Below are 17,837 nucleotides of genomic sequence, written 5' to 3' on the forward strand. Positions count from 1 at the left end.
AAAAGTATAAATATTCACATAAAGCAAATTTAGTTATTCACATCCATTTAACCCTGTTTTATGGAAAAAAAAAGTACTATTCACATATAAATAATTAAATAAGGTTTTATGTGAATATAGGTCAAGAAGTATTAAAAGCTCTCAAAGAGGAGATAAGTGAACTGGAATATAACAGGTATATCAGACATTTATCTTATGATATAAAAAAATCAACAGGGGATGCAGCTATATTTTATGCACCCAATGCCTTGGTAGTTAATTGGATTAAAAATAAATATAGAGAAAAAATTGCCCATCTTTTTGAAATTAAAAATGGTTCCAAAGTAAATATAAAAATTACACTCAAAAATACAATAGAAAAAAGAAAGACAAAAAAAAATGTAGAAGTTAAACAAAACAGCTCACTTTTAAACCCTTCACACTCTTTTGACAACTTTATGGTCGGCGGTTCCAACCAGTTTGCCTATGCTGCCGTAAAAAGTGTCAGTGAAAATGCAGGAAAGGTTTATAATCCTCTCTTTATATACGGTGGTGTCGGTCTTGGTAAAACTCACCTTATGCAGGCAGCCGGCAATGTTTTTCAAAATGAAGGTAAAGTTGTTATTTATACAACAGTCGAACAGTTTTTAAATGATTTTATTCGACACGTAAGAAACAAGACTATGGAACGTTTTCAGGAAAAATATCGTAAATGTGATGTACTTCTGATAGATGATATTCAGTTTTTAAGCAATAAAGAAGGAATTCAAGAAGAATTCTTTCACACTTTTGAAGCATTAAAAGGTGCAGGAAAACAAATAATCCTCACAGCAGATAAACATCCTAAAAAAATCGGCGGTCTTGAAGCTCGTCTGCAAAGCAGGTTCGAGTGGGGACTCGTGGCTGATATACAACCACCGGAACTTGAAACAAAAATAGCCATTATTAAGAAAAAATGTGAAATCAATAAAGTAAAACTCTCTGAAGACATAGTCAACTATATAGCAACCGTTATAGATAGTAATGTAAGAGAAATAGAAGGCATACTCTCAAAACTACATGCCTATTCACAACTTATGCATGTTGATATTGATTTAGATTTTACGAAAAATGTGCTCAAAGACCAAATGAATGAAAACAGAGCAAACCTTACAATGGAAACTATAACCCAAATCGTAGCTAAAGATTTAAATATAAAACCTAGTGAAATACGCTCAAAAGGCAGAAGTAAAAATATTGTTTATGCCCGCCGAATATCTATATACATCTGTCGTGAACTCACACAAAATACAATGCCTCAGCTTGCCCAGTATTTTGGAATGAAAGATCATACCGCCATCAGTCATACAATTAAAAAAATCAACAGTTTAATCAAAGATGATGAGGATTTTAAAGTAAAAATTGATGAACTTACAAATAAAATAACATCATCATCCTAATTTTATTTTAAAAGCATTAAAAAAAAAGATATAATTGTAAAAGTGAATAGATGTGAAAGAAGCCTTGACTCTTATTCACATCTAGAAAAGTAAGCCTGTAGGCGTTTAAATGAATTTGTCACATATTCACTCGATACTACTACTACTTACTAAAATTATATAAATATATAGGGATTTAAAAAATGAAAATTACCGTCTCAAAATCTATATTGGAAAACATACTCATTCATGCTTCACCTTTTTTAGAGAAAAAAGATACATCGCAGATTACTTCACATGTATATATGAATGTATCTAATTCAGAGTTAACTCTTAAAGCTACTGATTATGAAATAGGATTTTTAGTATCAACCGATAATTTAAAAATTGAAAAAGAAGGAAGCATTACTGCTAACGGTAAAAAATTCTTAGATATTGTCAGAATATTAAAAGATGATGAAATTAATTTAGAAGTAAAAAATGACAATCTTTTAATATCACAAGGTCATTCAAACTTTAAATTACCTACATTTTCATATAATGAATTTCCTGAATTTCCAGCCTATGAAGGAAAACCAAGAATTTCCATTGAATCACATACACTTATCGAATCATTAAAAAAAATAACACCGGCTATTGATACAAATAACCCTAAATTTGAACTCAATGGTGCCTTAATTGACATACAAAAGAATTCTATTAACTTTGCAGCAACAGACACTAGAAGATTAGCAGTTGTGACTATAGATAATCAAAGTGATAATGAGTTGTCTATTATAATTCCAAAAAAAGCAATAGTTGAGATTCAAAAACTCTTTTTTGATAATATTGAACTTTATTATGATGAAACAAATCTTATAATACATTCACAACAATACACTTTTTTCACTAAACTCATCAATGGAAAATTTCCTGAATATTCAAGAATTATTCCCAAAGAAACAAAATACAATTTAGTTTTACCTAAAGCTATTATGATTGATTCTATAAAACAAATTACTACTATATCTACAGATTTAAAAATTACTTTTATGAACGACATTATCAGTTTTGAAAGTTTAAGTGATGATAATATTGAAGCAAAAACTGAGATCAGTTACAATACAGGTTTCAGTAAGCCTTTCTCAATAGCAATTAATTCAAAATATTTACTCGATTTTTTAAATTCTATAAACTCTTCTGAATTTACAATCGGACTCAATGAAGGAAATCTTCCTTTTATTTTAAAAGATCAAAACTTCATCACAGTCGTAATGCCTATAGTTATCTAAACTATAGGTTTTTCACATAAAACTTATCATAAGAATATTTTAGATAAAATAACTACAATTATGCCAAAATGGCAATGGAGTATTAAATGCAACAAGAATATGGCGCTAGTAATATTAAAGTTCTCAAAGGTTTAGAAGCTGTTCGTAAACGTCCCGGTATGTATATCGGTGATACTGGACATCGCGGTCTTCACCATTTAGTTTATGAAGTCATTGATAATTCTATAGATGAAGCTATGGCAGGATATTGTGACACTATTACGGTAACTCTTACAAAAAACGGTACATGTAAAGTAAGTGATAATGGTCGCGGTATTCCAACTGATATGCACCCGACTGAAAATATGAGTGCTGCTACTGTTGTTTTAACAGTACTTCATGCCGGTGGTAAATTTGATAAAGATACTTACAAAGTTTCCGGCGGACTTCACGGAGTTGGTGTTTCGGTTGTAAATGCTCTTTCATCTGATTTGCATATGACTATTTACCGTGAAGGTAAAATTCATGAACAAGATTTTAAAATGGGAATTCCTCAAGGTCCGCTTGAAGTTACAGGGACAACTCGTAAAACCGGTACGACTATTGAATTTGCAGCGGATCCAAGTATATTCACAGAGACAATAACTTTTGAATATGAATATCTTGCAAAAAGATTTAAAGAACTCGCCTATTTAAATCCATTTATTACTATAAAATTTAATGATGAAAGAACTAATACAAAAGAGGTTTACCATTTTGAAGGCGGTATAGCTCAATATGTATCGGATATGAACAAAAGAGAAGTTGTTGCAAATGTATACAGTTTTAGCGGTAAAGCTGAAGATATAGAATTTGATATAGCCATCATGTATAATGATTCTTATGAAGAAAAGCTTGCCTCTTTTGTCAATAATATTCGTACTCCAAACGGTGGAACACATGAAGCTGGTTTTCGTGCAGGATTAACACGTGTTATATCCAATTATAATTCTAAAAACGGTGCTGCAAAAGAAAAAGATGTCAAAATTTCCGGAGATGATGTTAAAGAAGGTTTAATTGCCATTGTGTCAGCTCGTGTTCCAGAACCACAATTTGAAGGACAGACAAAAGGAAAACTTGGAAATACTTACGTTCGCCCGTTAATTCAAAAAGCAACCGGTGAAGCACTTAATAAATATTTTGAAGAAAATCCTATAGAAGCCAAAGCAATTGTAAGTAAAGCTCTCATGGCAGCACGCGGTCGTGAAGCTGCTAAAAAAGCAAGAGAACTAACACGTAGAAAAGATTCCATGAGTGTTGGAACACTTCCGGGGAAACTTGCTGATTGCCAAAGTAAAGATGCAAGTATTTGTGAACTATATCTGGTGGAAGGGGACTCTGCGGGCGGTTCGGCAAAAATGGGACGTGACCGTGTTTTTCAAGCAATTTTACCACTGAAAGGTAAGATTTTAAATGTTGAAAAAGCAAGACTTGAAAAGATTTTAAAATCTGATGAAATTACCAATATGATTACGGCTATGGGTTGTGGAATCGGTGAAGAATATAATGAAGAGAAACTCCGTTATCATAAAATCATTATTATGACCGATGCGGATGTCGATGGTTCTCATATTCAAACGCTTCTGCTTACTTTCTTTTTTAGATACTTCCGTGATATTATTGAAAAAGGGTATTTATACCTTGCACAGCCGCCTCTTTACCGTTATAAAAAAGGTAAAAAAGAGATATATTTTAAAGATGACCGTGCAATGAATGATTATTTGATTGACAACGGTATAGAATCATTAGATATAGACGGTGTAGGGCATAATGATTTGGTTGCTTATTTTAAAATGGTTGATCATTATGCTTCTTCACTTGAAGCACTTAACCGCCGTTATGCTCTTGTAAAATTGATTCGTCATTTTATTGAAAATCCTGATTTAATTGCATTGCCTGCTAAAGAGATGTTTGTCGAGATAGAGAAATTTTTAACTTCAATAGGCAATAATATTTTAACCTACACTATCAATGAAGAGACAAATGAAATTCATCTTTTTGTTCAAACACAGACCGGAATGGAAGAGCTGCTTATAAATGATGATCTGTTTTCTGCTCCACATTTTAATGAAGCAAGTTTTGTTTATAAAAAAATTATGGAGTGGGATATCCATTTTGACAAAGATATTATAGAAGTACTTGAAGATATTAAAGATTATGCAAAAAAAGGTGCTTATATTCAGCGTTACAAAGGTCTGGGAGAGATGAATCCTGAACAGTTGTGGGAAACAACAATGACACCTGAAAACCGCGTACTTTTACAAATATCTATAGAAGATGCAGAAGTTGCATCAGATGCATTTACTCTCTTTATGGGAGATGAAGTTGAGCCTCGCCGTAACTACATTGAAACACATGCAAAAGATGTGAAGCATTTAGACGTATAAATGATGCTGTCTCAAACTAAAGAGAGGGAATACCGTTTTAAGTTGGCACTTAGAATGGGTTTGCCTATCTTTGCTCTTATACTTGCTTTAATTTTTCACACACTCATCACTAATTATACAACGTTGCAAACTTCATTTTATATAGAAGCAATTTTACTTTTGCTTGTAAGTGTCTATTTTATTTTTTTTCTGATATACAGAGGCTTTGATGTAAAAATAACCGACAGCGTGACAAAAACCTTTACAAGAGAATATCTGTATCAATATCTGCAAAAAGAGATAAGACATAAAAAAGATTGCACACTTATTCTTATAAGCATAGATAATTTAAATGACATCAATATTCTTTATGGAATAAAAAATGGTGATAAAGTTTTAAAGTATGTTGCTGATTGGATAATGGAGTATTTAAAAAAAGAGGGCATTGAAAATATTCCAATAGGTCATATAAAAGGTGGTGATTTTATTATAGGACTTGAAGGTTTCAAAGATAAATACAGCACTTTATTGGAACTTTTATGCTTAAAATCAAATAACTTAAATATAGATGATATTGAAGTCAAAATATCAGGGGTAATTACTGATACAAGTTATTCAAAAGATTTGAATTATTTAATTGAAAACCTTTTTGAACTTCAAAATAAAAATAAAAATAGCAAATATGAAGAAGAAATTATCAATCCAAACGAATTGGAACTGTTAGTTATTGATGCTATTGAAAATAAAAACCTGCTCATTATGTCACAAGAAGTTTATAATAATGCAGATGGTATAGTATTTAGAGAGTGTTATGTAAAACTTAAAGGTCAAAATAATAAAATAATTCATCCTAAAACATACTTGAAAGTTATTAATAAATTAGGACTTGGTGTTAGTTTTGATTTGATGGTTTTAGAGGAAATACTTAAGAACTGTATATATGAAGAAAATATTTATGCAGTAAATATTCTGCCGACATCGTTAAGAAATGATAAATTTCTTGCAAAAACAAAAGAACTTTTAAAAGAGTATGCCGGTACACAAGTGATGTTTGTTTTGAATGAAATGCAATATTATTCTTATATAAGCAGGTATAACAGTATTATTAAATCATTAAAAAGTTTGGGTGTGCTTATAGCAATAGACAGATTGGGGGCTATTCATACCAGCTTTTTGTATTTGAGAGAATTAGATATTGATGTTGTTAGATTCGATACATATTATTCAAATATAGACAAAATAAGCCAAAATCGTAGTATAATCGATGGTTTTAATGTTATGGCTCATGAAAATGGTGTAAAAACGTGGATAAAAAATATAGAAGATGAAGCAACATACATTCTAGTCAAAGAGATGGATATTGACTATGTAGAAGGAAAATATTTGTCAAAGATTCAAAATAATGCAAATTAAAATGTAAGGAATATATATGTTTGCTAAGATATTTGGTAAAAAAAATAAAAGTCAAGATGAACAAACAGATTCACATTTAATTGAAAAAATATTAAAAATGAATCTTACAGAGATGCGTTCTTATGTAAAAAACAGTATGAAAGACTTTAAAGTCAGTGTTGATGGAATTAACGAAATTATGAAAAAGCTTACTTCACTTGATGAAAAAACACAAACATATTATATTAAAAGTGATGATATGGATGTAAAAAAGAAAAAAGCTTTTGATTTATTTATTGCTATATTGTCAAGTAAGCAAATAGATATACAAACAATTGAACTGGCTCAAAAATTTTTAGAAAATTACAAAGAGATTGTAGATGATTTTGATACACGAAACAAACAAATATATGCCTCAAAGCTTGCCGATACTCTTAACACAGCCATAAATACTATAAATCAATATGTCCAATTGCAAAAAAAAATGAATGTTTTAGGAAAGTAGATTCTTTTTAAGCCAGGACAGAGCACTTGGTTTATCTTTAAAAGCATTTCGAATTTGCGCCTGATAAGTATACTCAAGTATCTTTGAAAATTCTTTTGATGGCTGCAGACCCAGTTTTATTAAATCTTTTCCCTTTATAAGAGGGGGGATTGGTTGGTGTAAGACACTCATCTTTTTTGCTTTTTTGAGTAAATACTCTATCTTTTCTTTTTTATTTTGTGTTACATGTAAGTAATGTGAATAAAACTTAATATTTATTTTTCTAGCAAGTGTATATATATCATAATCATTCAAGCTTTCTAGATTAAAATTAATTTGATGGAGTGTAAAAACTTTTTCAATTATTATTTTTTCATTTGTTATTCTATTTAAAAAAGTTTGAGTTTGTATATCTGAAAACTTTGATGTTATAACAGCTAAAGCAAGTATAACAAATTCTTTATCACTTGTTATTTGAAAGGTTTTTAGTTTTTTCAGGGCATTTAAAATTTCTGCATACTCTTTTTCATCAAGTGTGTTAAATTCTTGGAAAAATGAAAATGCTCCTAAATCTTTGAGCAGATAAAATCCGCAGGAAGGGTTGTTTGATTTGAGCAGAAGCTTTTTTATCTCCTGAAAAATTCGCTCTTTGGGCAGTTCATTAAGGAGTTTGTTTTGTATCATATGTTTACATGTAAACTCAAGGGATTTGTCTAGTTTCATATCAAAGCGTGATGCAAAAACTACAGCACGAAGCACTCTTAGCGGGTCTTCTTTAAATTTTTCATTATCTACCGCTTTTAATATCTTTTTATCTAAATCTTCTCTGCCGTGATACGGGTCTAATATTTTTTTATTTTTGACATCATATCCGATTGCATTAATTGTAAAATCTCTTCTGCTTGCAGCCGTTTTAAAATCTAAATTTGTATCAACAGTTATTTTAAAACCTTGGTGTCCAGAAGCAATTTTATTGTCTTGTCTTGGCAGTGAAAAGTCCAAATCTAAATTATTATATAACAATTTACACACACCAAAACTTTTACCGACACTGTTTACATCTCCAAATTCCTGTAAAATGTGTTCTACTTCATCAAGAGATGCAATACCGTATAGTTCAATGTCAATATCATTTGAGGGTATATTTAAAATTACATCACGAATATAACCGCCGACAATAACAGGTTTTATATTATGTTTGTACAGTTTGTTAAAAATCGTATCAAGACTCTCTGGATATTTAATCATAAGCAAAGTATATCATGAATTTTACAAGGATATAATAATTATTTGGGTATAATCACGAAAAATTTTCCCAAGAAGGAAACCCCCTAATGCAAAAAATTAGAAATATTGCCGTTATCGCTCACGTTGACCACGGTAAAACTACACTGGTTGATGGTTTACTAGAACAATCTGGTACATTCGGTTCTCATGAACAACATGATGAAAGAGCTATGGATAGCAATGATTTAGAAAAAGAGCGTGGTATCACGATTCTTTCTAAAAATACAGCTATTCGTTATAAAGATTACAAAATTAACATTATTGACACTCCGGGTCACGCCGATTTTGGTGGAGAAGTTGAACGTGTACTTAAAATGGTAGATGGTGTTTTAGTACTTGTTGATGCCTATGAAGGTGTTATGCCGCAAACAAAATTCGTTGTTAAAAAAATGTTAGCACTTGGTAAAATGCCAATCGTTGTTATTAACAAGATCGACAAACCTTCAGCTGATCCTGAACGTGTTGTAGATGAAATGTTTGACCTTTTTGCGGCGATGGGTGCTACTGATGAGCAACAGGATTTTCCTATTATTTATGCTGCTGCTCGTGATGGCATGGCAAAATTAGATATGGAAGACCCGGATGGAAATTTTGAATGTATTTTTGAAACAATTATAAACAATATTCCTGAACCGGAAGGTGATGCTGCAAATCCTTTGCAAGCACAGGTATTCACACTTGATTATGACAACTATGTCGGTAAAATTGGTATTAGCCGTATTTTTAATGGTACAGTGAACAAAGGCGACAATGTTATGCTTGCAAAAGCTGACGGTGAAATGGTAAAAGGGAAGATTTCTAAACTTATCGGTTTTCTTGGGCTTAACCGTATGGAAATTGATCAAGCAGAAGCTGGTGATATCGTAGCTTTTGCCGGTATGGAAACTGTTGATGTTGGAGATACTGTTTGTGACCCTACTAATCCGGTTGCACTTGATCCTATGCATGTAGAAGAGCCTACGCTTACAGTTGTATTTGCCGTAAATGATTCTCCACTTGCGGGTAAAGAAGGTAAACACGTTACTTCAAACAAACTTCGTGAACGTCTAGAATTTGAAATGAATACAAATGTTGCCATGAAACTTGAAATAATCGGTGAGGGTAAATTTAAAGTTTCAGGTCGTGGAGAACTTCAAATTACAGTTCTTGCTGAAAATATGCGTCGTGAGGATTTTGAATTTTCAATCTCCCGTCCGGAAGTTATCGTGAAAGAGATTAACGGTGTTAAATGTGAGCCGTTTGAGCATTTGGTAATTGATGTTCCTGAAGATTTAAGCGGTACAGTAATTGAACGTTTAGGTAAAAGAAAAGCTGAAATGAAATCAATGCTTCCAATGGGACAAGGTTTTCAACGTATAGAGTTTGAAATTCCGGCTCGTGCATTAATCGGATTCCGTGGACAATTCTTGACAGACACAAAAGGTGAGGGTGTAATGAATCACTCTTTCTTGGAATTCCGTCCATTTACAGGTGAAGTTGAATCACGCTCGTACGGTGCACTTGTGTCTATGACAGCAGGTTCTACACTTGCATTCTCACTATTTGGTATTCAAGACCGCGGTGTTCTTTTCATCGGTGTTCAAACTGAAGTGTATGAAGGTATGATTGTTGGTGAACATTCACGTTCAAATGACCTTGTTGTTAATCCTATTAAAGGAAAAGCACAGTCAAATGTACGTTCAAGTGGAGCTGATGAAGCCATCAAACTTGTTCCGCCTCGTGATATGTCATTAGAGCGTGCATTAGAATGGATAGAAGATGATGAACTTCTAGAAGTTACACCTAAAAATGTGCGTATTCGTAAGAAATATCTTACTGAGAGTGAAAGAAAACGTCACGCTCGTAAATAAAAAAAAAGAGTTTCAAGTTTTTTCTTGAAACTCTTACTCCAAAAATGTTTTACAAAATTTTACAATTCTTTTTTCCATCCAATACTCAGGATGAAATAAACTTCCCGATATAAATCCTACATGACCTCCATATTCGCTGATTTCTAACTTAATAGTAGGTGATATTTCATTATGTGTCGGTAATATATCAGAGGGCATAAAAGGGTCATCTTTTGCATGAATAATAAGAGTGGGAATTGTAATAAATTTCAAAAATTGTCTACTGCTTGATTTTGTATAATAATCCTGCGCAGAAGAAAAACCGTGAATCGGTGCAGTATAGGCCTCATCAAATGCCCAAAAAGTTTTTAATTTTTTTATATCGCTTCTTTTAAGATGTATGAGTTTTTGCATTGGAAATTTATCATATTTTTTGTCTAAATCCCTTTTTAAATCTTTAAGTAGAAGTTTCTGATAAAACTTTGAAAAGCCTTTGTTCATATGTGCGGCACAAACGTCTAAAAGCATAGGTGCAGATACGGCAACAGCGGCACTAAGAATACAGTCACTTTTTCTCTCACCTAAAAGCTTTAAAAGCATATTTGCTCCAAGCGAAAAACCGACGGCAAATAGTTTTGCCTGTGGGTATCTTTTTTTGACACTGTTTATAAATTCATAGGCATCTTGCGTATCGCCGCTGTGATATGATCTTGGCTTGAGATTCTCTTTGCCGGAACAGCCTCTAAAATGCATCACTACACTACTGAACCCTGCCTCTTTGAGCTCTTGCATTGTGCCTTGAACATAAGGAGATTTGTAAGAACCGGCCAGTCCATGAAAAAGAATGACAATAGGAGTGTCTTTTTGATGATTATCAATCTTTTGCCAGTAACATTCAAGAAAATCTCCGTCGCTGAGTCTGAATTTTTCTATTTCAAAATTTTTAATAGGAAGTCTTCTGAAGAGGCTGGCATACACAGTTTGTAGGTGTCTGTTTTTTAATAAAAATGATGGTTTAAAATTCATACTCTTATCTTATCAAAAATTTATCTATAGATGGTTATAATCATATACTAATAATTAATTTGAGGGAACCACATGAATAGAAAACAGATATACAATCCTGACTCAACTGAAAATGTTAATGATAGAAAAGTATTTGGTGGAAACCCAACGGGTATTTTTGAACTGAATAATATAAAATATCAGTGGGCATATAATCTGTGGGAAATGATGCTAAACAACACATGGTTTCCCAAAGAAGTAGATATGACACGGGATGTCAATGATTACAAACAGCTTACAGATGCTGAAAAAACAGCCTATGATAAAGCACTTTCACAGCTTATTTTTATGGATTCACTTCAAACTAACAACCTGATTGACAATGTTAATCCCTATGTAACTGCACCTGAAATTAATCTTATTTTAGTTCGTCAGTCTTTTGAAGAGGCGCTGCATTCACAAAGTTATGCCGTTATGGTTGACAGTATTTCTACAAACTCAGAAGAGATATATGATTTGTGGCGTAGAGATATGATGCTAAAACACAAAAATGATACGATTGCCGCAGTGTATCAGGAGCTTGCAAAAAATCCGACTGACAGTAACTTTGTAAAAGCATGTTTTGCAAATCAGATACTTGAAGGTATCTACTTTTACAGCGGATTTACTTATATATATACACTTGCACGCTCTGGAAAAATGCTCGGTTCTGCACAGATGATTCGTTTTATACAACGTGATGAAGTAACACATCTGGTGCTTTTTCAAAATCTTATCAATACACTCAGAAAAGAGCGACCTGACCTCTTTACTGATGAACTTAGAGCAGATGTAATTGAGATGTTTAAAGAAGCGGTAAAACTTGAAACAGAGTGGGGCAAATATATCACTCAAGGGCAGATTCTTGGTCTTACGGATGAAATAGTTGAACAGTATATTCAGTATCTTGCTGATGACAGATTGAACTCTGTCGGTTTTGATAAACTCTACAATGTCTCAAATCCTATAAAATGGGTTGATGATTTTGCAAAATTTAATGACCAAAAAACAAATTTCTTTGAAGGAACAGTAACAAACTATTCAAAAGGCAGTCTCTCTTTTGATGATGACTTCTAAAACCTCTGAGCATACTCTATGCTCATTGTTGTTTGAAACAACAGATAATTACGAACATAACTTACAGACACTACTAACACTGCTAACACAAACACAAGAAAATTCTATTATTGTTGCACCTGAGGTTTGTTTGACTTCCTATGATTATGAGCGTATGGATGAAATGCTTTTCTTTGCTTCTAAAGCAACAGCAGCTATAAAAAAGGCTTCTTATAACAAAATAATTATTCTTACAATGTTAGAAGAAAAAGAGGGGAAAGTCTTTAATTTTGCCAAAGTTTTTTATAATGGTGAGGTTGTGTTTCAAAGAGCAAAAGCGAAACTCTTTAAGTTCGGCGATGAAGACAAGTACATGCAAGCAGGGAATGATGAAGATTTTAAAATAGTCGAAGTTGCAGGCATTAAGTTAGCTGTGTTTGTTTGTTTTGAACTGCGTTTTAAAGAGCTGTGGCAAAAGTCAGAGGGTGCAGATGTTATTGCCGTGCCTTCATGGTGGGGAGAGTTAAGAACGGAGCATTTTAAAATTTTAACACAGGCGCTGGCTCTGATGAATCAATGTTATGTTATTGCAAGTGACAGCGCAAACAAAGAATGTACTGCAATGAGTGGCATTATTACACCGCAGGGTGAGGCGTTTAGAAATGGGAATAAGCCTTGCTTAAAAGTAGAATATAATAAAAAAGAGATAGCATTAATGAGAAGATATATGGATGTAGGGATACGATAACTTGGATAGAATAACAGCGACAAAAACAGCCCGTTTGGCAAATGAGTGTGATGCAAAATTTAAGTTGAGCGATGAAGTAAAAAAGGCTATTGCTTCAACAAATAGAGAAGCATTTGTGCCGACAGGATTTAAACATAATGCTTATAAACTTGATGCTCTGCCTATAGGTGCTGATCAATACATCAGTTCCCCTTTAACAGTTGCAAAAATGACAGAGTATCTTTTCCCTCGCGGAGCAGACAGGGTCTTGGAAGTCGGATGTGGAAGCGGCTATCAGGCAGCCGTTCTTTCGCACCTCTTTCGTGGGGTATTTACCATAGAGCGCATAGAACCTTTGATACTTGAAGCAAAAAAAAGATTCCGTGAGCTGGGTATAAATAACATACATACGCGCACGGATGACGGACAAAACGGATGGATTCAATATGCACCTTATGACAGGATTCTTTTTTCTGCAACGGCAAAAGAGATTCCAACAAAACTGTTTGAGCAGTTAGCTGATGGAGGAATACTTGTGGCCCCTTTACAAAAAAGAAACACGCAGGTGATTACCCGTTTTATAAAAAATGGTGACTATATTGAAGAAGAAGAGCTTGAAGATTGTGATTTTGTCCCTATACTTGACGGTGTGCTTAAGTAGCTTTATAAGCTTTTTTATATTTTTATAGTAGAATAGTATTAATTCAATTTAGGGCGTGATTATGGAAGATATGTATGGCATAAAGTATTCAAAGCCGGAAGTTGTTCTGCTTCAAGAGACTGGTATTGGAGTGGCTGAAACGGCTGCGCGCACATGTTATGACAGCTTTTGCAACAGTGAGAATGAAGTTGTTCAAGAGATTGAAAATATACTGCCTGATACGCAAATGTGCGAGTCTCTTAACAATATAGAAGAATCGCAGCTGCTTGATGATTTGGCATGGACTTACTTTCACCATTCTATTTTGGAACATGCAAATCTTAGTTATCTTATTCGCTCAACAAGCAGAGGTGTTTTACAAGAGCATGCAAGACACCGTATACAGGCCATTAGCGTAAGAAGCACTCGCTATACTATGAGCTCTCTTATTAATGCTTTTGTAGCATCAAAACATGGCGAAGATAAAGAGTTTTTTATAAATAAAGTTTTGGAATTTGATATGTTTGTAACTGCAGATGAAGCGTATAACAGACTTGAAATCGGGGGAATGTATGAGAAGCTTGATTTTCAGTCAAAAAAAGTAGAAAATTTCCATGATATTGCCGTAGCTAAAAGTTCACTTCATTTGATTAAAGAACTTCAAGGCAAATCTCAAGAACTCTATAATGCTTTGCAGGCAGGAAAAAAGAAAAGAAACGTAGGCGATGCTTTTAAGCACATTATTACAGACAATGTCAAAGTAGATATGGTGGTGACATTTAACCTCAGAAGTTTGAAAAACTATCTTACATTACGTGACAGCGGTGCCGCATATTTTCAAATACGCTGGCTTGCTCAGGAGATGATGAAAGTTACTCCTCAGAAATACCTTGATTTAATTATCAAGAAAAAATAGGACTTTTTATGTATAAAATTTTAATACTGGCAACACTCTTTTTTACAGGATGCTCAAACATTACTATAACGGCTGCAATGTGTGATAAGCTCGAGAGTGAACCGGGTGCTACAGTACCACAGGAGTGTAAGGCATACAGTGAAAAAGAAGCCGACAAAGCATTCAACAAAGTTGTCAATGAGAAAAAAGTATCTGACTCAGATATAGAATTTCACATAGAAAAGTAGTATAATTCCAAAAAGATTTATAAAGGAATAAAATATGGCTAGAAGTGAAGTATGTGAATTATGTGGAAGCAGTGAAGATGTGAGTCTTTTAGAACTGCCTGTGAGTGACTCAAGTGAAGATCAAAGCGTTTATGTTTGTGCTACATGTAAAAATCAAATAGAAAATGATGAGCTTGATGAAACGCACTTCAACTGCCTGAATGACGCAATGTGGAGTGAAGTGCCGGCTGTGAAAGTAATGTCATATATTTTATGGAATAAGCTGGGTCGTACAGATATGACAGATATGATGTATCTTGAAGAGGAAGAACAAAAACTTGCAGATGCTGCTATAAATGCATATGCAAACAAAGTAGTCTTTCGTGATGCAAACGGTGTTGAACTCAAAGCCGGCGACAGTATTGTAATACTCAAAGATTTAGATGTAAAGGGTGCGGGATTCACTGCAAAACGCGGTACTACTGTAACTCGTATTGCGCTTCCTAATGATATAGATGACCATGTTGAGGGTCGTGTCAACGGAACAAAGATTTATTTAAAAACTGAATTTATTAAAAAAGCCTAATGAAACCATACGAGCGATTTTATAAAATAGAGAAGGATTTTCGCAATCCTTATGCTCGTGATCGAGATAGAATTATTCACTCCGGTTCATTCAGAAAACTGGAGTATAAGACACAGGTTTTTTTAAATCACGAGGGTGATTTTTTTCGCACTCGTTTGACACACTCTATAGAAGTCTCTCAAATTGCCCGCTCTATTACTTCTCAATTAGAACTGAATGAATCATTGGCCGAAGCCATAGCACTTGCGCATGATTTGGGTCATACGCCTTTTGGCCATGTCGGTGGTGATACTCTGGATGAATGTTTAAAAGCTGACGGATTTTCTAACGGTTTTGAGCATAATTTTCAATCGTTTAGAGTTGTTACAAAACTTGAAAAAAGGTATAAAGGTTTTAACGGGCTCAATCTTACTTTTGCAACACTCGAAGGTATATTAAAACACTCCTATCCATACAAAAAGCTCTTTCTCCCACGTATAATAGATGAACAGTTTGATTTAAGCAGACATCCTACTTATGAAGCTATGGTTGTGGATCGTGCTGATGAAATAGCATATATGAGTCATGATATTGATGATGGAGTTAATTCCGGAATTATTACATTTGAAGATTTAAGAGCGAGTGAATTGGCATGTGAAATATTAGAAAAAGTTGCTGCCGAAGGTGTTACAGATGAGAACGATGAGATGTTTCGCTATAGGTTCAGTTCGCACCTTATCAATCATTTAGTTTATTCATTACTTGAATATTCAAAACAAAAAGTTGCTCATCGCGAAGAGATGCCTATAGGTTTTGAAAAAGAGCTTGAAACTCAAATCAAAAAGTTGAAAAAAATTCTTTTTGTAAAAATGTATCAGCATAAAAATATAGTTAGAAAAATGTATGCCGGAAAACAGGCAATAAAAGGTCTATATAAAGGCTTGATGGAACAAGATAAAATGCTTCCGCAATTTTATTATAAGCAGTTACATGTAAGAAATAAACACCGCGTTATAGCTGACTATATTGCAAGTATGAGCGATAGATACGCAGTGAATTTTCATAATGAAATGTATGCAAATATATAATAAGTGCAATAGTTTATTATATATGTGATATTTTAGTAACTAATTCTTTTGTTACATTATCTACATGTAAAAGTTTTTTTCTTATAGTATCTATAAACTTTTTTGTAGTATGCATTTTATCAATTTGCTCAGATGTAACATTTACAGAATTTTGTGCCTCACTTTTGATAATTTTTGAATTTTCTGTGTCTGCTAAACTTTTTTGGTATGCACTCTCTACCTCATGACTTGCTTCACTTAGACTTGATTGTAACTCTTTTGAAATTTCTACAAGTTCAAGAGTAGACTTGGCATTTACTTCTACGCTGCCGCTTGCATCTGAAATACTTTGCACAATTACATTTACGCTTGCATTAATTTCCGTAAGTGCTCTTTGGGTATTTTCAGCCAGTTTTCTTACTTCATCCGCCACGACTGCAAAACCGCGTCCATGTTCACCGGCACGGGCTGCTTCAATAGCTGCATTTAAAGCTAAAAGATTTGTTTTATCGGATATATCGGATATGATATTTAAAATGCCTTTAATATCTTCGGCATTTTGTGTTAATGATTTAAGATCGTCGTTAACAGTTATCTCTCCGTCATGCGTTTGCATTACCTGATTTTCCAACATAGACATTTGTGAAACTGAATTGTCTAATTTTTCTGAAACATTATTTAGGCTACTTAACACATCTTCTGAAAATTCAAGATTTTGTTTGGATTCATCTTCTATAAGGTTTAATTTCTTAAGAAGATTGTTTGCAGAGTTCGCTGATGCGCTAAAATCATCTTCTAATTGTAAAACACTTTGGTTTAGTTCTTCTAAATCTTTGTCTATTTTACTGGATGTTGCCGCTAACTGTTTTGCTTCATTTACTTTTGCCGTAAATTTATTAATAAGCTCAACCATTTCTCTGTACTCTTTGGAAAATGCCAATTTAATATTTATTGTATCTCCTGCTTTAAAATCAGCCAGTGTAGCTATGATTTTTTTTGCAACATCAACACCGTTTATTTTTTCATCAATATCATGTACCAAAATAACAATGGCAATAATTACCTGTACGATTTGAGAGATAATATTATCGGTGAAAACAAAAGCATTTATAAGCAGTAGTACAATGCCAATCCAGTGAACAAGTCTCATACGGAGAAAAAGTGAAGTCATAGATTTATCCTTAAGTAAATATATAAGGAAGTATTATAGCATTAAAATTAAGTTTTGGAAATATTTTGTATAAGAAGAGAAACGTTCTCCCTAAGGAGAAACGTTTACAGGCGTGATTCGTAACGTCTCATCATATAAAGACGTTTAAGCATTTTTTTACGAGAAGCAATTTTGAATTTCTTACGTTTTTCAGTCTCTGTTTCATGGAAACGGCGAGCACGAGCTTCTGTAACGATTAAGTTACGGTCAACTTGTTTTTTGAAACGTCTGTAAGCAGCATCAAAATTATCATCTGAGCGTAGTACAATACCAGGCATATCACATCACCCACTTTCTGTTTAAATTTGAAATGAAATTATACCATAATTTTTAGTCAGAATGCTATATTTTGAAATTTTTTG

At 33.3% G+C, this 17,837-nt stretch carries 17 protein-coding genes; 13 read left to right on the forward strand and 4 right to left on the reverse strand.

Features of this window, described 5'->3' with window-relative positions:
• Positions 1-110 precede the first annotated feature (110 nt).
• The 5 genes from dnaA (at position 111) to SAUT_RS00025 (ending at position 6,949) form a co-directional block, all read left to right on the forward strand.
• Complete coding sequence (gene dnaA, locus SAUT_RS00005) at positions 111-1,418, forward strand: chromosomal replication initiator protein DnaA (protein WP_013325806.1); 1,308 nt, start codon at positions 111-113, stop codon at positions 1,416-1,418.
• A gap of 182 nt (positions 1,419-1,600) precedes the next feature.
• A complete protein-coding gene (dnaN, locus tag SAUT_RS00010; RefSeq protein WP_013325807.1) occupies positions 1,601-2,668 on the forward strand; it encodes a DNA polymerase III subunit beta in 1,068 nt (355 codons plus the stop codon).
• 86 nt (positions 2,669-2,754) lie between these two features.
• Positions 2,755-5,073, forward strand: a complete 2,319-nt coding sequence (gene gyrB / locus SAUT_RS00015; protein ID WP_013325808.1) for a DNA topoisomerase (ATP-hydrolyzing) subunit B — start codon at positions 2,755-2,757, stop codon at positions 5,071-5,073.
• Complete coding sequence (locus SAUT_RS00020; RefSeq protein WP_013325809.1) at positions 5,074-6,465, forward strand: bifunctional diguanylate cyclase/phosphodiesterase; 1,392 nt, start codon at positions 5,074-5,076, stop codon at positions 6,463-6,465. It abuts the gene before it with no gap.
• 16 nt (positions 6,466-6,481) lie between these two features.
• Positions 6,482-6,949, forward strand: a complete 468-nt coding sequence (locus SAUT_RS00025; RefSeq protein ID WP_013325810.1) for a hypothetical protein — start codon at positions 6,482-6,484, stop codon at positions 6,947-6,949.
• Here SAUT_RS00025 and SAUT_RS00030 read toward each other — a convergent pair.
• Positions 6,938-8,176 carry a CCA tRNA nucleotidyltransferase gene (locus SAUT_RS00030; protein ID WP_013325811.1) on the reverse strand — a complete coding sequence of 413 codons (1,239 nt, stop codon included), beginning with the start codon at positions 8,174-8,176 and terminating at the stop codon, positions 6,938-6,940. The two genes, SAUT_RS00025 and SAUT_RS00030, sit on opposite strands and share 12 nt — an antisense overlap.
• Before the next feature lie 86 nt (positions 8,177-8,262).
• Here SAUT_RS00030 and typA point away from each other — a divergent pair, with 86 nt between their 5' ends.
• Positions 8,263-10,065 carry a translational GTPase TypA gene (gene typA / locus SAUT_RS00035; RefSeq protein ID WP_013325812.1) on the forward strand — a complete coding sequence of 601 codons (1,803 nt, stop codon included), beginning with the start codon at positions 8,263-8,265 and terminating at the stop codon, positions 10,063-10,065.
• A 33-nt stretch (positions 10,066-10,098) separates the two neighbouring features.
• Here typA and SAUT_RS00040 read toward each other — a convergent pair whose 3' ends face one another.
• Positions 10,099-11,070 (reverse strand): hydrolase, encoded by a 972-nt coding sequence (locus tag SAUT_RS00040; protein ID WP_013325813.1) that lies wholly within the window; start codon positions 11,068-11,070, stop codon positions 10,099-10,101.
• Between the two features lie 72 nt (positions 11,071-11,142).
• Between SAUT_RS00040 and SAUT_RS00045 the strand changes: the two genes are divergently transcribed.
• The 7 genes from SAUT_RS00045 to SAUT_RS00075 all read left to right on the forward strand — a co-directional run bounded on the left by SAUT_RS00045 (position 11,143) and on the right by SAUT_RS00075 (position 16,286).
• A complete protein-coding gene (locus tag SAUT_RS00045; RefSeq protein WP_013325814.1) occupies positions 11,143-12,165 on the forward strand; it encodes a ribonucleotide-diphosphate reductase subunit beta in 1,023 nt (340 codons plus the stop codon).
• Positions 12,152-12,892, forward strand: a complete 741-nt coding sequence (locus tag SAUT_RS00050) for a carbon-nitrogen hydrolase family protein (protein WP_013325815.1) — start codon at positions 12,152-12,154, stop codon at positions 12,890-12,892. Before SAUT_RS00045 ends, SAUT_RS00050 begins: the two co-directional genes overlap by 14 nt.
• A gap of 1 nt (position 12,893) precedes the next feature.
• Positions 12,894-13,532, forward strand: a complete 639-nt coding sequence (locus SAUT_RS00055; protein WP_013325816.1) for a protein-L-isoaspartate(D-aspartate) O-methyltransferase — start codon at positions 12,894-12,896, stop codon at positions 13,530-13,532.
• 61 nt (positions 13,533-13,593) lie between these two features.
• Positions 13,594-14,427, forward strand: coding sequence for an FAD-dependent thymidylate synthase (locus SAUT_RS00060; protein ID WP_013325817.1), 834 nt, complete (start codon positions 13,594-13,596; stop codon positions 14,425-14,427).
• A gap of 8 nt (positions 14,428-14,435) precedes the next feature.
• Positions 14,436-14,654 (forward strand): hypothetical protein, encoded by a 219-nt coding sequence (locus SAUT_RS00065; RefSeq protein ID WP_013325818.1) that lies wholly within the window; start codon positions 14,436-14,438, stop codon positions 14,652-14,654.
• Between the two features lie 34 nt (positions 14,655-14,688).
• The gene (locus SAUT_RS00070) at positions 14,689-15,219 is read left to right on the forward strand and encodes a PhnA domain-containing protein (protein WP_013325819.1); all 531 of its coding nucleotides are present in this window, start codon (positions 14,689-14,691) and stop codon (positions 15,217-15,219) included.
• Positions 15,219-16,286, forward strand: coding sequence for a deoxyguanosinetriphosphate triphosphohydrolase family protein (locus tag SAUT_RS00075; protein WP_013325820.1), 1,068 nt, complete (start codon positions 15,219-15,221; stop codon positions 16,284-16,286). The genes SAUT_RS00070 and SAUT_RS00075 overlap by 1 nt, the downstream gene beginning before the upstream one ends.
• 16 nt (positions 16,287-16,302) lie before the next feature.
• Here SAUT_RS00075 and SAUT_RS11520 read toward each other — a convergent pair whose 3' ends face one another.
• Both SAUT_RS11520 and rpsU read right to left on the reverse strand, forming a co-directional pair.
• Positions 16,303-17,436 (reverse strand): methyl-accepting chemotaxis protein, encoded by a 1,134-nt coding sequence (locus tag SAUT_RS11520; protein ID WP_013325821.1) that lies wholly within the window; start codon positions 17,434-17,436, stop codon positions 16,303-16,305.
• Positions 17,437-17,540: 104 nt separating this feature from the next.
• Entirely contained in the window at positions 17,541-17,753 is a 213-nt protein-coding gene (rpsU, locus tag SAUT_RS00085; protein ID WP_013325822.1) for a 30S ribosomal protein S21, read from the reverse strand.
• Positions 17,754-17,837: the final 84 nt, after the last annotated feature.

Origin of the sequence: Sulfurimonas autotrophica DSM 16294 (genome assembly GCF_000147355.1) — a bacterium.
GTDB lineage: Bacteria > Campylobacterota > Campylobacteria > Campylobacterales > Sulfurimonadaceae > Sulfurimonas > Sulfurimonas autotrophica.

Bases quoted from the DNA above. Each gene is read 5' to 3' on its own strand.
- SAUT_RS00050 (WP_013325815.1), top strand. From the start codon at position 12,152: ATGATGACTTCTAAAACCTCTGAGCATACTCTATGCTCATTGTTGTTT.
- SAUT_RS00070 (WP_013325819.1), top strand. From the start codon at position 14,689: ATGGCTAGAAGTGAAGTATGTGAATTATGTGGAAGCAGTGAAGATGTG.
- SAUT_RS00040 (WP_013325813.1), bottom strand. From the start codon at position 11,070: ATGAATTTTAAACCATCATTTTTATTAAAAAACAGACACCTACAAACT.
- dnaN (WP_013325807.1), top strand. From the start codon at position 1,601: ATGAAAATTACCGTCTCAAAATCTATATTGGAAAACATACTCATTCAT.
- rpsU (WP_013325822.1), bottom strand. From the start codon at position 17,753: ATGCCTGGTATTGTACTACGCTCAGATGATAATTTTGATGCTGCTTAC.
- SAUT_RS00025 (WP_013325810.1), top strand. From the start codon at position 6,482: ATGTTTGCTAAGATATTTGGTAAAAAAAATAAAAGTCAAGATGAACAA.
- SAUT_RS00030 (WP_013325811.1), bottom strand. From the start codon at position 8,176: ATGATTAAATATCCAGAGAGTCTTGATACGATTTTTAACAAACTGTAC.
- gyrB (WP_013325808.1), top strand. From the start codon at position 2,755: ATGCAACAAGAATATGGCGCTAGTAATATTAAAGTTCTCAAAGGTTTA.
- SAUT_RS00020 (WP_013325809.1), top strand. From the start codon at position 5,074: ATGATGCTGTCTCAAACTAAAGAGAGGGAATACCGTTTTAAGTTGGCA.
- SAUT_RS00065 (WP_013325818.1), top strand. From the start codon at position 14,436: ATGTATAAAATTTTAATACTGGCAACACTCTTTTTTACAGGATGCTCA.
- SAUT_RS00045 (WP_013325814.1), top strand. From the start codon at position 11,143: ATGAATAGAAAACAGATATACAATCCTGACTCAACTGAAAATGTTAAT.
- SAUT_RS00075 (WP_013325820.1), top strand. From the start codon at position 15,219: ATGAAACCATACGAGCGATTTTATAAAATAGAGAAGGATTTTCGCAAT.
- SAUT_RS11520 (WP_013325821.1), bottom strand. From the start codon at position 17,436: ATGACTTCACTTTTTCTCCGTATGAGACTTGTTCACTGGATTGGCATT.
- SAUT_RS00060 (WP_013325817.1), top strand. From the start codon at position 13,594: ATGGAAGATATGTATGGCATAAAGTATTCAAAGCCGGAAGTTGTTCTG.
- typA (WP_013325812.1), top strand. From the start codon at position 8,263: ATGCAAAAAATTAGAAATATTGCCGTTATCGCTCACGTTGACCACGGT.